This is a genomic window from Acinetobacter sp. YK3 (genome assembly GCF_001729365.1).
GTDB classification, from domain to species: domain Bacteria; phylum Pseudomonadota; class Gammaproteobacteria; order Pseudomonadales; family Moraxellaceae; genus Acinetobacter; species Acinetobacter vivianii.
This window is the reverse complement of sequence record NZ_LZPJ01000012.1, coordinates 1-13,974: the sequence shown is the minus strand read 5'-3', so window position 1 is coordinate 13,974 and position 13,974 is coordinate 1. Positions and strand designations below refer to the sequence as shown.

The following is a 13,974-nucleotide window of genomic DNA, read 5'->3' as shown; positions in this document are numbered from 1 at the left end:
TCTAGATATTATTAAATTTCGGTCTATTTTTTAAGTAAATTACGACCTAATCCACCTATGTTTTTATAACCCCACCATACATTGTGAAAAAGCCATAAACTACTTTTTGATCTCAAAATATCGCTTACACCCTTCCATCCATTCTTTCGATACAGGAGGCTCATTAGGATGTTCAGTATTGGCGAGCTCACAATCCTCAACTTTGTTTAATCCGTTATCAGCAGGGAAAGAATAACCATAATAACCGTCACTATTCAGCTGATATCCCCCTGTTTTTCTATAATCTAGATATAGGTAGCTCACAGATATCAATGTGATTGCTAAAATTGAAATCACTACCCCTTTTAAGGTCATTTTGTTCGCTCTATTGCTATTTTTTCAACATTATAAACACATTTCCTAAACACTTAAGGATACTAAAATTTATCTTATAAAAAATTATTCCAGCTTAATCATCATAAGCATTGAAATTAATATTTTCTAAATCACATAAAAAAAGCCCTAAGCAGTTAGGGCTTTTTTTAACTTTTTACCTCAGTCCCATTCAAGCTGGAACTGGATATTGGTATTGGTAAAATTAGGATTCAGGAAAACGCGATAACCCGCAGCCTTTAACTCAGTAACAACAATATCTGCGTCCTCACTACTCACTTCATGTTTTGAAAATTGTTGTAAGGCATCGCGGTCGCCATCATTGGCTCTTAATTTAATGGTACTTGAAATCTTGGAGAGAATTTTATCTACAGTTAATTTTTTAACATTGGCATTAGAAATTGCAGTAGCTCGTGATGCAGGTAACAAAATTTCTTCGTTCACTGTATTCCGCCTGTGATATCAGAATAAGAAAAAAATATAATATGTTCTATTTCCACTTTTTCAAGTCATCAAATTGAACTAAACGACATATTTTGGCGCATAAGTCGAAAATTGGTGATCCGATTGATTCATTAGCGCCACTTAACGTAAATCGTCTAAACGCTTTACAGCAAGCTTGACCCCATAACCCTCTTCATTTTGCCCACTCAATCGGCCATAACTGATCACAGCTGAGACTTTTTTATCAATGTTATGGCCAGCCAACTGTTTTGCATCCTGGTCTTTAAGATAGCCCACCATTAACCCCTGAATTTCTACTCGAATCGTATGGTCATGACTTGAATTTGATGGCGCAGAGCGAACGCTCGCAGTAGTTTCCACAAACTTAGAAGTAGTATCTGTTGCTCTCGCAATTTCTCTTAGATGATGCTGATAAGAGTGTTCGCCAGTAATCTCAAAGGTATATAAGACATTATCAGCAAAAGAAGCATCCTCTGAAGCGGAGGTCGATAGACTTTCATTATTTTGGAATTTTCTGGCAAATAATATGATCAATAAACCGATGAGCAGCGTAATAATGATTGTCCACATATCATTATCTCCCCCCAACTAATTAAAGGTAGATATAACACGCTTAAATGACTGGAAATTTCTGTCGTTTGTATGCAGATCGCACTTAGTCTGCAATATTTGTTATTTTTCTTTGCTCATAATATTGCAAAATACTACTGACCTTGAGAAGTAAATAGCCAAACAATAAGCCATTCATAATGATGCCGATACCAACAGCAATAATCTTTCCAGACCAAACTTGAACGATGTCCAGATTATCGTTTCGAGTTTCTATTTGCCCGAAAAGTACAATAAAAGCAATGCCAGCAATACATCCCAATATCATAACAACCCACGCAATAAAGGTATTGGTTGTGCTTTCTCTTAGATGGTGTTGGGTTTCACTCATACTGTCCCCTAAATAGGCCTAATGATTGATATTATGTGATGAATATATCAAATTCTGTACAGAGAAAAAGCTCCAAATTGGAGCTTTTTTATTGCAGTTCGTTATTGTTTATTTACAAATAATATCCAGCTTTTCAGCGTAGTAATCTGTCGATATTTTTAAATCGTTCATCAATTTTTCTTTGGTGTAATCTTTTGGTGCAACCTTTAACAAAGCTGGAATATATTTCGATTCATATAGCTTTGGGTAGTCTTCACAAAGTACTTTCGTCTGTTGCGCTTTAGGCGTATCTGGATTATCCAGAATATCCATATACTCAGAAATTTTATTGTCTACTGTCTCGAAGCTTTCCTGAGCCTTTTCACTCTTTACTTCAGGCTGCTTATTACAACCTACACATGCGATTGCAATCAAACCAAAGAATAGAATCTTGTTTTTCATAAGGATCTTTAAGTTCTAGAAAGTAATAAAAGCTAGTGTATATCAGTTTTCATTTGAATAAATGAGAATTTATTTTTCAATTTCTTGTCTATTTCGTAAAGTTTATAGAACACTTACTAAATTTTGTGCTGTAAAGAGATTGCCCTAAAAATTCTATTTATTTTCTGCAAAATATGAATCTAAAAAAAGGCTTTGAATCACAAAGCCTTTTTCATCATAAGTTTAATTTTATAAATAAATTTCAGGTGGATACGGCGTATCGTCGCTGACTGGAGAATATAAACTATGCTCCACAAAGAAACCGTTTGGTGCCTGTGCAATATCGATTGTGACGGAGTCCGCCATAACCTGAGGATAGGCCCAAATGAATTGTTTCATCAGTCCCAACGGTTGATTATTTTGCATATCTCCAAATACGCGCTGCCAAATTGGTGTTCGATAAGCCTTGCTCGCGTCAAAACCATATAAATGTGCAATAGATGAATCCGGTACAAAGCCAGCCAGATACGCAACCTTATCTTCTGGATAATTCAGATCCTGCGTCGGAATCTCTGCCACTGCCTGATGCGCCAAGCCCAAACGTGCTTCTAAAATCCAGTCATAGGCTTCCGTCATGAGGTAATCGAAATTCGGATAGGAGTAATGTTCACGCGGATAATTGATATCCGTTACCAGAGTCTCAATTGGCGTGCGAATTGTCGGGAAGAAAATTAATGGGCAGACTTTGGCTTGAGGATATTTTGCCTTAACCACAGTACGAATATCCTGACAGGTCTGTCCCAACTTGTTTCTTAACCAGCTTTTAAACTCATCATACGGCGTTCCCGTCTTATTCATGGCTTCGTAGATCGTGCCTAGATTCGGTGCATATAAACCAGTATCTGCATTAAAAGCCAGTTTGGTTGGGTAATCATAGACACATGGGAGATCTGTGCCCTGGTTATACCACCACCACGGTTCGCCAATCTGCATATTCACTTCACATCCACCAACAGCCATGGTATCAGCAAACTCAATAAACGCTTTATGCAAATAAGCCTGTGCATTTTGATCACATGGACTAAAGAAATAACTTGGTGGCTCATAGCCTGTTCGACCCAGATCACTATTCCAGTCACGCTGTGCCCAGAATTCATTAGCCCCCAATGAATACATTTCAAAGCTCACCCCAAAAACAGGCTGCATATCGGCACAATGTAATGCCTGAGCAAAATGTTCGTGCCATTTTCGGGTACATGGATTAACCACATCTGCATTGCTTAATAATGGATCTGGGATTTGCCATTTATTGATATCGGCTTTCCATGACATTTCAGGATATTTAGACATGCCACAATAATGATTAATTAAGCCGTGATAGCCCAAAGCCGCCATGTTATCGACCAGTCGTTGAGGATTAAGATCATAATGATCATCATAACTGGTACAAATGCCATACTCATGCGCAGGAACTGAGACCCGATTTAAAGTCAGCTTGGCATTTGGGCCTGTGGTGACGGAGTTCGTCACTCGGATATACCCATCTTCTGCCTGAGCCAATGGGAGTGTTGAGTGTCCATTGTAACTCAATGTAAATCCAGAAAAAGAAATACGCTGAATGTTACTTACAGGAAATGGATCTGTTGCAGAGAAGCCTGCCTTAACAGTATCCCAGTTGATATGAATATGTGCTGAGCGTGAGGCTGGCTGATCGGCATAATTAAACAGCACAATATAAGCAACTTTATCGACCCCATTTTCATGATATTGCACAGTCAATGTCGGTGTTAAAGCAGGATTATTTAATGCTGGCATAGTTGCCGATAATTCAATATCAAAATCCCAAATCGTACCGCTGTAGTCATATTTAGTCTCATAAGCGAGAAATTTATGATCTTTTACATCATAAGAATCCCAACTAACACCGACCAGATCAGTGGTGGTACGAGAACGGAAACATGCTTCAAAACCGTTACCAAAATTCGTAATTGCAAAAGACATGGTCTGCGGACCGTCTACACGCCAGAACTTTGGATTAAAACGATCGATGATCGAAGTTGTAACAGCTAAGTTAGGAGATTTTTTAAAGTTTTTTTCAAAGTTATTCGTCATTTGATAATGCTCTCATTTAATAATTAAGTTTTTATCTTAAGTAAAGTTGTTATTTTTAGCTGTTTGCATCGGTAATCTTTGATCAAAAGCGAAGCACTTACATTGAGTTTGTGTAACTTGAATTGTTCATACATAAAAAAAGCCTATCGATTGATAAGCTTTCCAATCATTACTGCTTTTCAGCTGAGTGAATATTTTGACTATATGACAGGTCGTTATCTTTATAGTCTTCACAATTTCTTATCAGCATTTTTTCATTATCGATATCAGCTATAATTTCTTTACCATCTGATCTCTTCATCAGTCTTGATTCAATTAGGCTGCCATTCTTCTACATTCGATGGCGCATTGATGACAGGTTTCAGCACATTGCTGACAATGTTCAGAGGCATGTTTAATACATTCCTTGGCGCACCAATCACATATTTTTGCGCAGATCTGGCACATCTCAGCCAGAAAAACTGATTCTCGTTGATGGGCTTTGGCACATAACATACAAATATCTGAACATTCTAGACATCGGGTAATACACTCCCGCATCATCTCGACCTTTTCCTCTTCTAAACAGGCTGATGCGCACGTAGTACAAGTTAATGAGCAAACCAGACAAGCTTTAGCGCAATCTGAAAACTGGATAGTGTCCATATTTTTCTCCTTAGCTAAATCATCAAAAGTGATTACTTAACAAGCTAACGAGATAAATAGATGCAAAACAGACAGATTCGGTTATGAAAAGTAAGCCATGTTTTTTTAAGTAACCTGATTGAGAAATGAATATTAAATATCTCTATATTCGCCAGAGAAACTACAGCTTTATAAAGCTAATAACCATCCAAAAGAAATAAAAAAAGAACTAAGTATTTTATTCATTTTCATAAAACAAAACGCTCAAAATCAGTGCTGAAGATGAGCGTTTTATATGACAAATTGGTCAATATTTTAAATTAATTACTGACTATAAATATTTTTATGCAATGTGTCTGAAATCCAATTGATAAATCCAGTTTTATTCTTAAACTGTGGCGTATCAAATAAATTTACATCTAACTCAAAATTATTAAAATTCATAAATTTATAGATACCGCCTCCCAAAGGGATCAAATGACTATGCGGATATTTAAGTGATTTAAGCGCTTCACTAAAGAATAATGCTTTAAGAGGTATCTCACTATTTTTGTATAACTGATAACTTTGAGATTGAGTGAATAAATCATATTCTTGATCTAAACTTGTCTTGATTTGGGAAATAACCACTTCAGACTCCTTTATGATTGGAAGTCCTGTTATAGCATAGAAACCCAAAAAGCCCACCTTTTGATGGACTTTTAAAGTATTAAATTGGTACTGCTAGTGCAGGCTTAACTCTTCATCTTTGGCAATAACGACAGATGTTAGCATCGGAATCCCCAAGATCACTGGTACCATAATGATCCATAAATCAGTCGTTAAACGGCTTGAAAAGAAGAAATGGATAACGATGGCGACCAAAGCAAGTACACTCAACAAAACACTCATGAATCGAACTGCAAATTTAATCAGCATTTTTTGATCCTATGTGATTTTAGTACACCTCATCAGTATACGCTCACTGTATCCATGATGGTATGCCCTTTTGTACCGCCCATAAATCACAAAAAAAGCCCAATACGAATTGGGCTTTTCTGATTAATAAAGATTACTTCGCTTCATTTACACCCACAATAAACTGGCTGCAATTTGAACCTTCTGAAGCATTGGCCAATTGTTTTTCAGAAAAATTGAATTTTGTAGCAACAGATGGATAGTCCTGCTTGAGGCTCTGCCCAGTTAAAGACCCCAATAATTTCACTTGTTCTGGTGTTAACAATTCATTTTCTACCGCTTGATTGACAATCACACAGGCTGTTGTCATCGCATCATACCGCGCAGCTGTTTTTGAATAGCCTAATGAGCCAAGCAAACCACCAATCACCAAACCAAAAATCGTCGCCAAAATAATATGTTTTTTATTCATTCAAGTTTCTCATACAACAAAAAAATTAAGCCTATCAATATATTGTCTTTTTCATTTAAAAAAATGGTCTTTCTGTTTTGGTTTTTATCGTGTTTGAATACTTTTGACCAGAAAATGTAAAGCAGCGAAATACAAAAATTTTGTGCGATAGAAATAAGTGAATATTATTAGATTATTGCTTATAAAAAATGTTCGATACAACGCTTTCTCTCTTTTTTTATTCTACTTTTTGAAGTTGATATCGTGATAGATGCATAAAATTTAGCCTTTCAGACAATTGATCAATTTCCAGAAAATTGACATGCTTTCAACGACGATAACGCATAGGAAAAATGATAGTTTTTTATAAAAAACTATTAAATTAAATGCTTAAATTTACTGTAATTTTCTTCTTTTTTTCTTCCACTCATTCAAAGCATGGATAAATTTTAAAAACTTCACGATTCAGCAAAAATCAATTATTTCAAAGGAATTTTTTTTAATTTAATCTAGCGCGCTCAACAGCATTTGCATGCTTTGTGATTCATTCTTTAAGGACATCTATGGATTTCACACTTAATCCAACATATACGCTCATGTTAGCGGTGTTGGTCCTCTATGTAGGACGCATTCTAAATCAGCGCATCCCTTTTTTGACCAAATACAATATTCCCGAGCCCGTTGCTGGCGGTCTGGTTGGTGCAATCATCTTCTACTTAATCCACCAGTTTGCGGGTTATACCATTTCAGTAAATAAACCGATGCAAGATACATTTATGTTGATGTTTTTTGCATCAATCGGTTTAAGTGCTAACTTTGCAAAGCTTAAAGAAGGCGGGAAACCATTAATCATCTTTCTGATTGCCATTTCATTCTTTGTTTTAATCCAGAATGGCGTAGGCATGGTGATTGCTTCTATGGTCGGTCTAGATCCATTGATGGGTGTTATTGCGGGCTCAATTGCCTTAGTCGGCGGCTTAGGTACTGCTGGAGCTTGGGGACCAATCTTTGAAACCAAATATGCAGTTGAAGGCGCCTTGCCAATGGGAATTGCAAGTGCAACCTTTGGTATGGTGGTTGGCGGCTTAATGGGTGGCCCATTGGCTCGCTACCTGATTCGTAAACATAATCTGGCTTCTCCATTAAAAGCAGAAACCCGTGCAGAAAATAAAAATGCTCCTCTCACAGAGAGTGAATACACTTTTGAAGCACCTCAAAAAGTACGTTTGATTACTGCTGATAATGCAATTGTGACTTTAGGCATGTTTGCATTTGCCTTGGCATTTGCTGAAACCATGAAGAACTTAACCATGGGTACGGCGTTTGAACTGCCGACCTTCGTCTGGGCATTGGGCGGCGGTATTCTATTGAGAAACGTTCTGGAAACTGGTTTAAAACAGGAAATCTTTGACCGTTCAATTGATGTGTTTGGTAATACAGCACTCGCATTATTCTTGGCAATGGCTTTGGTTTCATTGAAACTTTGGCAATTGGCTGATCTTGCGATTCCAATGATTATCTTACTCATTGCTCAATCGATTGCAATGTGGGTATTTGCAGTTTATGTCTCTTTCCGCGTAATGGGGAAAAATTACGATTCGGCAGTATTAGCCTCCGGTCTATGCGGCTTTGGCATGGGAGCAACACCCAATGCGATTGCTAACATGCAGGCCATTACCAATATGTATGGTCCATCTCATAGAGCATTCTTAATCGTTCCACTTGTTGGTGCATTCTTCATTGACCTTGTAAATGTTGTTGTTATTCAGACGATTTTACAATTTTTTGGTTAATGCTCATTCTTTAGAACAACTATAAAATCAGACCATTTTGGGCCATATCCTTTATACGATATGGCTTTTTTATTGGTGCCCTTTTCTCATCTCTATTGCTGATTTTCTGCTATGCTACAGAACAAGCTGAATTAGTACTTTAGATTAGAGGAAACCGAAATGCTGCGATGGTTTGAGAAGCTAGTCGATCCATACCCCACCAAAGACTTAAACAAACCATTACCGACTACCTTTTTTGCTTTCGTTTGGCAATCAACTCAAGGCATTCGCCCTTTTCTATTTTTACTGATTGCATGTACTGCTGCTGCAGCTTGCTTTGAAGCTTTATTCTTTTCCTATATTGGTAAATTGGTCGACTGGCTCACTAAAAGTCAGCCAAATACCTTTTTAGAAAACAATCAGCAGAACTTAACCATTCTGATCAGCATTCTGTTTGCCAATATTTTCTTTGTTAGCCTGCAATCGATTATTAAACACCAAGTATTGTTTAGTAACTTTCCAATGCGTATGCGTTGGCGCTTTCATAATTTATTGTTGCAACAAAGTTTGGATTTCTTCCATACCGATTTTGCTGGCCGCCTTTCCGCCAAAGTGATGCAGACTGCGCTGGCAGTACGTGAATTCTGGATGATTCTTGGTGATATGCTGGTTTATGTACTGGTCTATTTTGTTACCATTAGTCTGGTCATGGGTGCAATTTCGCCTGTGCTGATTGTTCCCCTGATTTTATGGTTAGCCTTATTTATTGCCATTGCCAGCTACTTTATTCCACGACTTGGCAGAATCTCCCAGCAACAGGCCGATGCACGTTCAGTCATGACAGGTCGCGTCACCGATGCCTATACCAATATTCAAACTGTAAAACTTTTTGCTCATGCTGGCCGTGAAAGCCAATATGCCAAAGAGTCGATGCAGGAGTTCATGGTCACTGTGTATAAACAAATGCGTCTGGGTGTGAAATACCAGATCAGTATTCGTTTACTCAGTGCGTTCCTGTTTATTAGTGTGATTGGAACATCTGTCTGGCTGTGGACACAAGGTCAAGCAGCAATTGGGGTTATTGCTGCGACTACGGCGATGGTACTCAAGCTGGATAGTCTAGCCGAATTTATCATGTGGCATATTACCATGCTGTTTGAAAATGTCGGTACCATTCAGGATGGTATGAAAACACTGGGCAAACCGATCCAGATTCAGGACAAGGAAAATGCCACTGAATTAAAAGTACAGCACGGCGAGATTCGTTTTGAAGATATCAGTTTTGCTTATAATCAGAAAAATGTGATTGACCATTTTAACCTGACCATCAAACCGGGTGAGAAAATTGGGATTGTTGGTCGTTCTGGTGCCGGAAAATCAACGCTGATTCAACTCCTCTTGCACTTCTATAACATCAACCAAGGTCGTATTTTGATTGATGGACAAAATATTCATGATGTAACCCAAGATAGTTTACGTGCCAATATTGCCTTAGTGACACAAGATACCTCTCTGCTACATCGTACCGTTGCCGAAAATATTAAATATGGTCGTCCAAATGCGACTGAAGCTGAAATTCAACAGGCTGTCAGAAAGGCCAAGGCAGAAGAGTTTATTCCGCAGCTAACCGATATGAAAGGCCGTGTTGGATTTGATGCTTACGTGGGTGAACGTGGTGTAAAACTGTCTGGCGGACAACGCCAACGTATTGCAATTTCACGGGTTTTCCTAAAAGATGCACCCATTTTAATATTAGATGAAGCGACCAGTGCCCTTGACTCTGAGGTCGAAGCGGCGATTCAAAGCAGTTTAAATGACTTGATGGTTGGCAAAACGGTCATTGCAATTGCCCACCGTTTATCTACTATTGCACAAATGGATCGTCTCATTGTGCTTGATCAAGGCAGAATCGCTGAGCAAGGCACACATGAACAACTTATTGCTCAGGATGGTTTATATGCTCAACTGTGGAAACGCCAGACAGGCGGTTTTCTGGTTGAACAACGGGTAACGCAGGACACAGAATAATGTTGTATTTAGAAGACCTTAATATCGGTGATCGTTTCATCAGCCGTGAATATGAAATGACACTTGAAGAAGTAAAACAATTTGCCAATCAATACGACCCACAACCCTTTCATACTGATGAGCAAGCTGCTGCTGAACATCCTATTTTTCAAGGCTTGGCAGCGAGCGGATGGCACACCTCTGCCGTGACCATGCGCCTTTGGACTGAATGTTTTACAGTGGCAGGTGGCTTGTTGGGAACCGAGTCCAGCTTACGTTGGCCACGACCGACACGTGCGGGCGATAAAATTCATGTTGAAGTCGAAATTACGGCAATTGTTCCGTCTAAAACAAAACCTGACCGCGGTATCGTCAGCTACGTAACCCAAGCTTTGAACCAGCATGGTGATGTGCTATTAATATCTACAACCAAAATTTTGGTATTTAGAAGAGCGGCTTAAGGCTCGGACATTCAGTGACTGTTTTGTCCAACAATTTTTAAGATTGATTATTTTATTTCATGTAAAGATGTTTAAGACTTCAAAGTTTAAAAGATATTGGCAAAATTGATGAGCGCCACGGAAAGCACATGAAAACAAGCACAACTCGTCAAGATCAAGGAATACCAGGCGTCTATGGCTTATTGCTATTAGATGTGGTTTCTCGCTGGGGATATAGTGACGAAACCTTATTTGCTCCATTTCATTTAACGAGTGAACAACTGGCTGATCCGAATTATCGAATTCCAACGCCGATTGCCAATGAATTGGTGAAGCATTCTTTGCGCCTTACTGGTGAAAGTACATTAGGTTTTCACCTCGGTACGCAAATGCGAATTTCCATTCATGGTTTTATCGGCTATGCCATTATGACGGCGCATGACATTACCGATGCAATTGCATTGGCAAGCCGCTTTATTCAATTACGTCTGCCTTTTTTACAGCTTTATTTTTCGACCTTTGGCCCTAAGGCGACCTTACAACTGCAATGTGATATTGAAGTTGAGCCTTTACGCACCGAAATTATTTTAGGTTTGACCATTGGCATCATGACCATGGCAAGAGCCTTAACTGGAATAGAAGATTTAAGCGGTGAAGTGGATCTGGATTTCCCAGAACCAGTAGGCTTTGACAAATATAGAGATAAACTCAGTAGCAGCATTCGTTTTAACCAACCGCATTTAATCTCAAGCTTTGATAAAAAGTATTTGGGTTTGAAAATGGTCAATGCCGATCCGATTGCCAGTCAGATTGCCATTAATCAATGTGAAACTGAACTGTCAGCACTTGGCGAACGTCGTCGTTTAGCGATGCGTGTCCGTGACATTCTGACCAATTCAGAACAGCATTACCTCAGTATTGAAAGTGTGGCTGAACGCCTGCACATGTCCGACCGCACTTTAAAGCGTCAGTTGGCAGCAGAAGGAACTTCTTTTTCGACCTTAGTAGATGAAGTTCGTTATCGTCATGCCACCTCCCTGCTTTCCCGAACGGATTATAGTCTGGAACAGATTGCAGATGAGCTTGGCTATTCTGATGTCGCGAATTTTAGCCGTGCCTTTAAGCGCTGGAGTGGCCGTAGTCCAAGTAACTGGCGTAAAGATCCTTACTTATAAGATCTTCTATACCGAAAGCTTTTGTTTTTATTGAAAAGCATGTATAAACCAAATAAAAATGATACGACAGATTGTTAAGGAGTTGTCATGAATCATCCAGCAGAATTGAAATATGCACGCACGCATGAATGGGTAAGAATCGAGGGTGACCTCGTTGTAACAGGCATTACTGACCATGCACAAGATGAGTTGGGTGATTTGGTTTATGTGGAAACCCCAGAAGTGGGCAGCCATGTAACCGCAACTGAACAGTCAGGTATTGTAGAGTCTGTAAAAACAGCATCAGATATTCATGCCCCTGTTTCAGGCACAGTCGTTGAAGTGAATACTGATCTTGAAGATGATCCAGATTTCGTGAATGATGAACCGTATGGCAAAGGCTGGATTTACAAGATCAAACCCGACAATATGGCGGATGTCGAAAAATTACTTTCAAATAGTGAATACGAATCAGGTTTATAATTTTATAAATCTCGATAAAAAGCCCAGTACATTTACTGGGCTTTTTTTGTTTTTGAGACTATTACATTCATTAAGCAACGTAATCTACAGGAATGCCATCCACCTCTGAAACCAGATTTTCAAAAGAGAAAATTTCATCAAGTTGAGCCTGAGTCAGTAAACCTCGCTCTAAAACTACATCCTGAATGGTTTTATTCTCAGCAATACATTGCTTACCAATTTCATCACAGAGCGCATGACCCAATAATGGATCAAGTAAGGTAATAATTCCAACACTACGCATCACTGCATCATGACAAGCCTGTTCATGCGCCTTGATCCCACGCACGCATTTCTCATCCAGACTTTGCATAGCATGCGTTAATAACTCAATTGATTCGTTTAATGAAATTGCAATCACAGGTTCCATCACATTCAGCTGTAACTGCCCTGCTTCAGCAGCAAAAGTAATCGTAAGATCATTACCAATTACTTTAAATGCAATCTGATTTACGACCTCAGGAATGACTGGATTGACTTTTGCTGGCATGATTGAAGAACCCGCCTGTAGCTCAGGCAATTGAATTTCACCTAAACCCGTACGTGGCCCAGAACTTAGCAGACGTAAGTCATTACTGATTTTTGAAAGCTTGCATGCCAGACGTTTTAACGCACTTGATAAGATAATAAAGACACCACAATCACTGGTTGCTTCGACATAGTCTTCTGCCCCCACCAGTTTTAAGCCTGTAATCTCCTTTAAGCAAGAGACCACTTTCGCTGCATAACCTTTGGGTGTATTCACCCCTGTACCAATCGCAGTCGCCCCCAGATTCACTTCGAGTAATAATTCACGGGTACGCTTAATCAATCGCAAGTCTTCTTTTAATAGAGTTGCAAAGGCACGAAACTCTTGCCCAAGTGTCATGGGTACGGCATCTTGTAATTGGGTGCGCCCCATTTTTAAGACATAGCGGAATTCAACTGCTTTATTTTCAAATGAAGTAATCAATTTATCCATTTGCACAAACAAGGGATCCAGTGAGCAGTAAGTCGATAGTCGAATTGCTGTTGGATAAACATCATTGGTCGATTGGGATTTATTGACATGATCATTGGGATGGATGACATCATATTGGCCTTTTTGATGACCTAATGACTCAAGTGCAATATTGGCAATGACTTCATTGCTATTCATATTAATCGAAGTCCCGGCACCACCCTGATAGATATCGATCGGGAAAGAATCCTGCCATGTTTCTGTTTCTGTAATTAAGGCATCACAGGCATGCTGAATCACTAGACTTTGAGTTTCGGTTAATTTTCCAAAACTTAAATTGGTTTGTGCCGAGGCTTTTTTAACTTGCGCCAATGCACGGATAAAATAGCCATTTTGTCCAACCTTTTGCGACGAAATTTTAAAATTCTCAATTGCGCGTAAAGTATGGATTCCATAATAACAATCTGCTGGAACTTCTTTTGCACCCAGCAAATCATGCTCTATTCTTATTGTTGCCGCTTGAACCGTATTCACTTCCATTTCTCTCAGAGAATGCACCCTTATAGTGCAATGAATTAATATGAAAGATTTCAAGCTACTTTTCATTAGCAAAACTGCTTAACCTGATATTTTTTTATTAAGGACTTTCTCTAAAATGATGCGCTTGTAACATCATGTGTCAAAATTTTTGCTCACTTTTTAACAGTTAAAATTTAATCTACAACTGTAGTTTTTCTATTTTGTAACTTTTGAAAACATTTAGGTTGAATTTCAATCAAAACAAAAAACTTTTTTGGAGAAAAAAAAGTCACTTTTTCGAATAAAAAAATTAAGATTCATACACTTATTTATTTTTAC

Annotated in this window: 16 protein-coding genes; 5 read left to right on the top strand and 11 right to left on the bottom strand. The window is 38.6% G+C overall.

What is annotated here, in order from left to right:
- Window positions 1–99: 99 nt before the first annotated feature.
- The 10 genes from A9Z07_RS17990 to A9Z07_RS01635 all read right to left on the bottom strand — a co-directional run bounded on the left by A9Z07_RS17990 (window position 100) and on the right by A9Z07_RS01635 (window position 6,302).
- Window positions 100–354, bottom strand: a complete 255-nt coding sequence (locus A9Z07_RS17990; RefSeq protein ID WP_069576394.1) for a hypothetical protein — start codon at window positions 352–354, stop codon at window positions 100–102.
- 180 nt (window positions 355–534) lie between these two features.
- Window positions 535–816: a hypothetical protein gene (locus A9Z07_RS01670; protein ID WP_004771852.1), complete on the bottom strand. Its 282-nt coding sequence runs from the start codon at window positions 814–816 to the stop codon at window positions 535–537.
- 141 nt (window positions 817–957) lie between these two features.
- Complete coding sequence (locus A9Z07_RS01665) at window positions 958–1,407, bottom strand: hypothetical protein (protein WP_069576392.1); 450 nt, start codon at window positions 1,405–1,407, stop codon at window positions 958–960.
- A gap of 85 nt (window positions 1,408–1,492) precedes the next feature.
- A complete protein-coding gene (locus A9Z07_RS01660; RefSeq protein WP_004771850.1) occupies window positions 1,493–1,777 on the bottom strand; it encodes a hypothetical protein in 285 nt (94 codons plus the stop codon).
- Window positions 1,778–1,885: 108 nt separating this feature from the next.
- The gene (locus A9Z07_RS01655) at window positions 1,886–2,218 is read right to left on the bottom strand and encodes a hypothetical protein (RefSeq protein ID WP_069576390.1); all 333 of its coding nucleotides are present in this window, start codon (window positions 2,216–2,218) and stop codon (window positions 1,886–1,888) included.
- Window positions 2,219–2,446: 228 nt separating this feature from the next.
- Window positions 2,447–4,309 (bottom strand): phage capsid protein, encoded by a 1,863-nt coding sequence (locus A9Z07_RS01650; RefSeq protein ID WP_069576388.1) that lies wholly within the window; start codon window positions 4,307–4,309, stop codon window positions 2,447–2,449.
- A gap of 315 nt (window positions 4,310–4,624) precedes the next feature.
- On the bottom strand, window positions 4,625–4,954 hold the full coding sequence (locus A9Z07_RS17985; protein WP_081402409.1) for a four-helix bundle copper-binding protein: 330 nt from the start codon (window positions 4,952–4,954) through the stop codon (window positions 4,625–4,627).
- Between the two features lie 303 nt (window positions 4,955–5,257).
- Window positions 5,258–5,563 carry a hypothetical protein gene (locus A9Z07_RS01645; RefSeq protein ID WP_004771847.1) on the bottom strand — a complete coding sequence of 102 codons (306 nt, stop codon included), beginning with the start codon at window positions 5,561–5,563 and terminating at the stop codon, window positions 5,258–5,260.
- 93 nt (window positions 5,564–5,656) lie between these two features.
- Window positions 5,657–5,851 carry a hypothetical protein gene (locus A9Z07_RS01640; RefSeq protein WP_069576386.1) on the bottom strand — a complete coding sequence of 65 codons (195 nt, stop codon included), beginning with the start codon at window positions 5,849–5,851 and terminating at the stop codon, window positions 5,657–5,659.
- Window positions 5,852–5,984: 133 nt separating this feature from the next.
- Entirely contained in the window at window positions 5,985–6,302 is a 318-nt protein-coding gene (locus A9Z07_RS01635; protein WP_069576384.1) for a hypothetical protein, read from the bottom strand.
- Between the two features lie 542 nt (window positions 6,303–6,844).
- Here A9Z07_RS01635 and gltS point away from each other — a divergent pair.
- The 5 genes from gltS to gcvH all read left to right on the top strand — a co-directional run bounded on the left by gltS (window position 6,845) and on the right by gcvH (window position 12,137).
- Entirely contained in the window at window positions 6,845–8,074 is a 1,230-nt protein-coding gene (gene gltS / locus A9Z07_RS01630) for a sodium/glutamate symporter (protein ID WP_069576382.1), read from the top strand.
- Window positions 8,075–8,233: 159 nt separating this feature from the next.
- Window positions 8,234–10,081, top strand: coding sequence for an ABC transporter ATP-binding protein (locus A9Z07_RS01625; protein WP_069576381.1), 1,848 nt, complete (start codon window positions 8,234–8,236; stop codon window positions 10,079–10,081).
- On the top strand, window positions 10,081–10,521 hold the full coding sequence (locus tag A9Z07_RS01620) for a MaoC family dehydratase (RefSeq protein ID WP_069576380.1): 441 nt from the start codon (window positions 10,081–10,083) through the stop codon (window positions 10,519–10,521). The genes A9Z07_RS01625 and A9Z07_RS01620 overlap by 1 nt, the downstream gene beginning before the upstream one ends.
- 128 nt (window positions 10,522–10,649) lie before the next feature.
- Window positions 10,650–11,675, top strand: coding sequence for an AraC family transcriptional regulator (locus A9Z07_RS01615; RefSeq protein WP_004771838.1), 1,026 nt, complete (start codon window positions 10,650–10,652; stop codon window positions 11,673–11,675).
- A gap of 87 nt (window positions 11,676–11,762) precedes the next feature.
- Complete coding sequence (gene gcvH, locus A9Z07_RS01610) at window positions 11,763–12,137, top strand: glycine cleavage system protein GcvH (protein WP_004771836.1); 375 nt, start codon at window positions 11,763–11,765, stop codon at window positions 12,135–12,137.
- Between the two features lie 70 nt (window positions 12,138–12,207).
- On the opposite strand, the gene aspA is transcribed toward gcvH, so the two are convergent.
- The gene (gene aspA / locus A9Z07_RS01605) at window positions 12,208–13,656 is read right to left on the bottom strand and encodes an aspartate ammonia-lyase (RefSeq protein ID WP_139126619.1); all 1,449 of its coding nucleotides are present in this window, start codon (window positions 13,654–13,656) and stop codon (window positions 12,208–12,210) included.
- Window positions 13,657–13,974: the final 318 nt, after the last annotated feature.

Excerpts from the sequence above, each read along its gene's own strand:
- A9Z07_RS17990 (WP_069576394.1), bottom strand. The coding sequence starts at position 354 with ATGACCTTAAAAGGGGTAGTGATTTCAATTTTAGCAATCACATTGATA.
- A9Z07_RS01665 (WP_069576392.1), bottom strand. The coding sequence starts at position 1,407 with ATGTGGACAATCATTATTACGCTGCTCATCGGTTTATTGATCATATTA.
- A9Z07_RS01660 (WP_004771850.1), bottom strand. The coding sequence starts at position 1,777 with ATGAGTGAAACCCAACACCATCTAAGAGAAAGCACAACCAATACCTTT.
- A9Z07_RS01655 (WP_069576390.1), bottom strand. The coding sequence starts at position 2,218 with ATGAAAAACAAGATTCTATTCTTTGGTTTGATTGCAATCGCATGTGTA.
- A9Z07_RS01650 (WP_069576388.1), bottom strand. The coding sequence starts at position 4,309 with ATGACGAATAACTTTGAAAAAAACTTTAAAAAATCTCCTAACTTAGCT.
- A9Z07_RS17985 (WP_081402409.1), bottom strand. The coding sequence starts at position 4,954 with ATGGACACTATCCAGTTTTCAGATTGCGCTAAAGCTTGTCTGGTTTGC.
- A9Z07_RS01640 (WP_069576386.1), bottom strand. The coding sequence starts at position 5,851 with ATGCTGATTAAATTTGCAGTTCGATTCATGAGTGTTTTGTTGAGTGTA.
- A9Z07_RS01635 (WP_069576384.1), bottom strand. The coding sequence starts at position 6,302 with ATGAATAAAAAACATATTATTTTGGCGACGATTTTTGGTTTGGTGATT.
- gltS (WP_069576382.1), top strand. The coding sequence starts at position 6,845 with ATGGATTTCACACTTAATCCAACATATACGCTCATGTTAGCGGTGTTG.
- A9Z07_RS01625 (WP_069576381.1), top strand. The coding sequence starts at position 8,234 with ATGCTGCGATGGTTTGAGAAGCTAGTCGATCCATACCCCACCAAAGAC.
- A9Z07_RS01620 (WP_069576380.1), top strand. The coding sequence starts at position 10,081 with ATGTTGTATTTAGAAGACCTTAATATCGGTGATCGTTTCATCAGCCGT.
- A9Z07_RS01615 (WP_004771838.1), top strand. The coding sequence starts at position 10,650 with ATGAAAACAAGCACAACTCGTCAAGATCAAGGAATACCAGGCGTCTAT.
- gcvH (WP_004771836.1), top strand. The coding sequence starts at position 11,763 with ATGAATCATCCAGCAGAATTGAAATATGCACGCACGCATGAATGGGTA.
- aspA (WP_139126619.1), bottom strand. The coding sequence starts at position 13,656 with ATGGAAGTGAATACGGTTCAAGCGGCAACAATAAGAATAGAGCATGAT.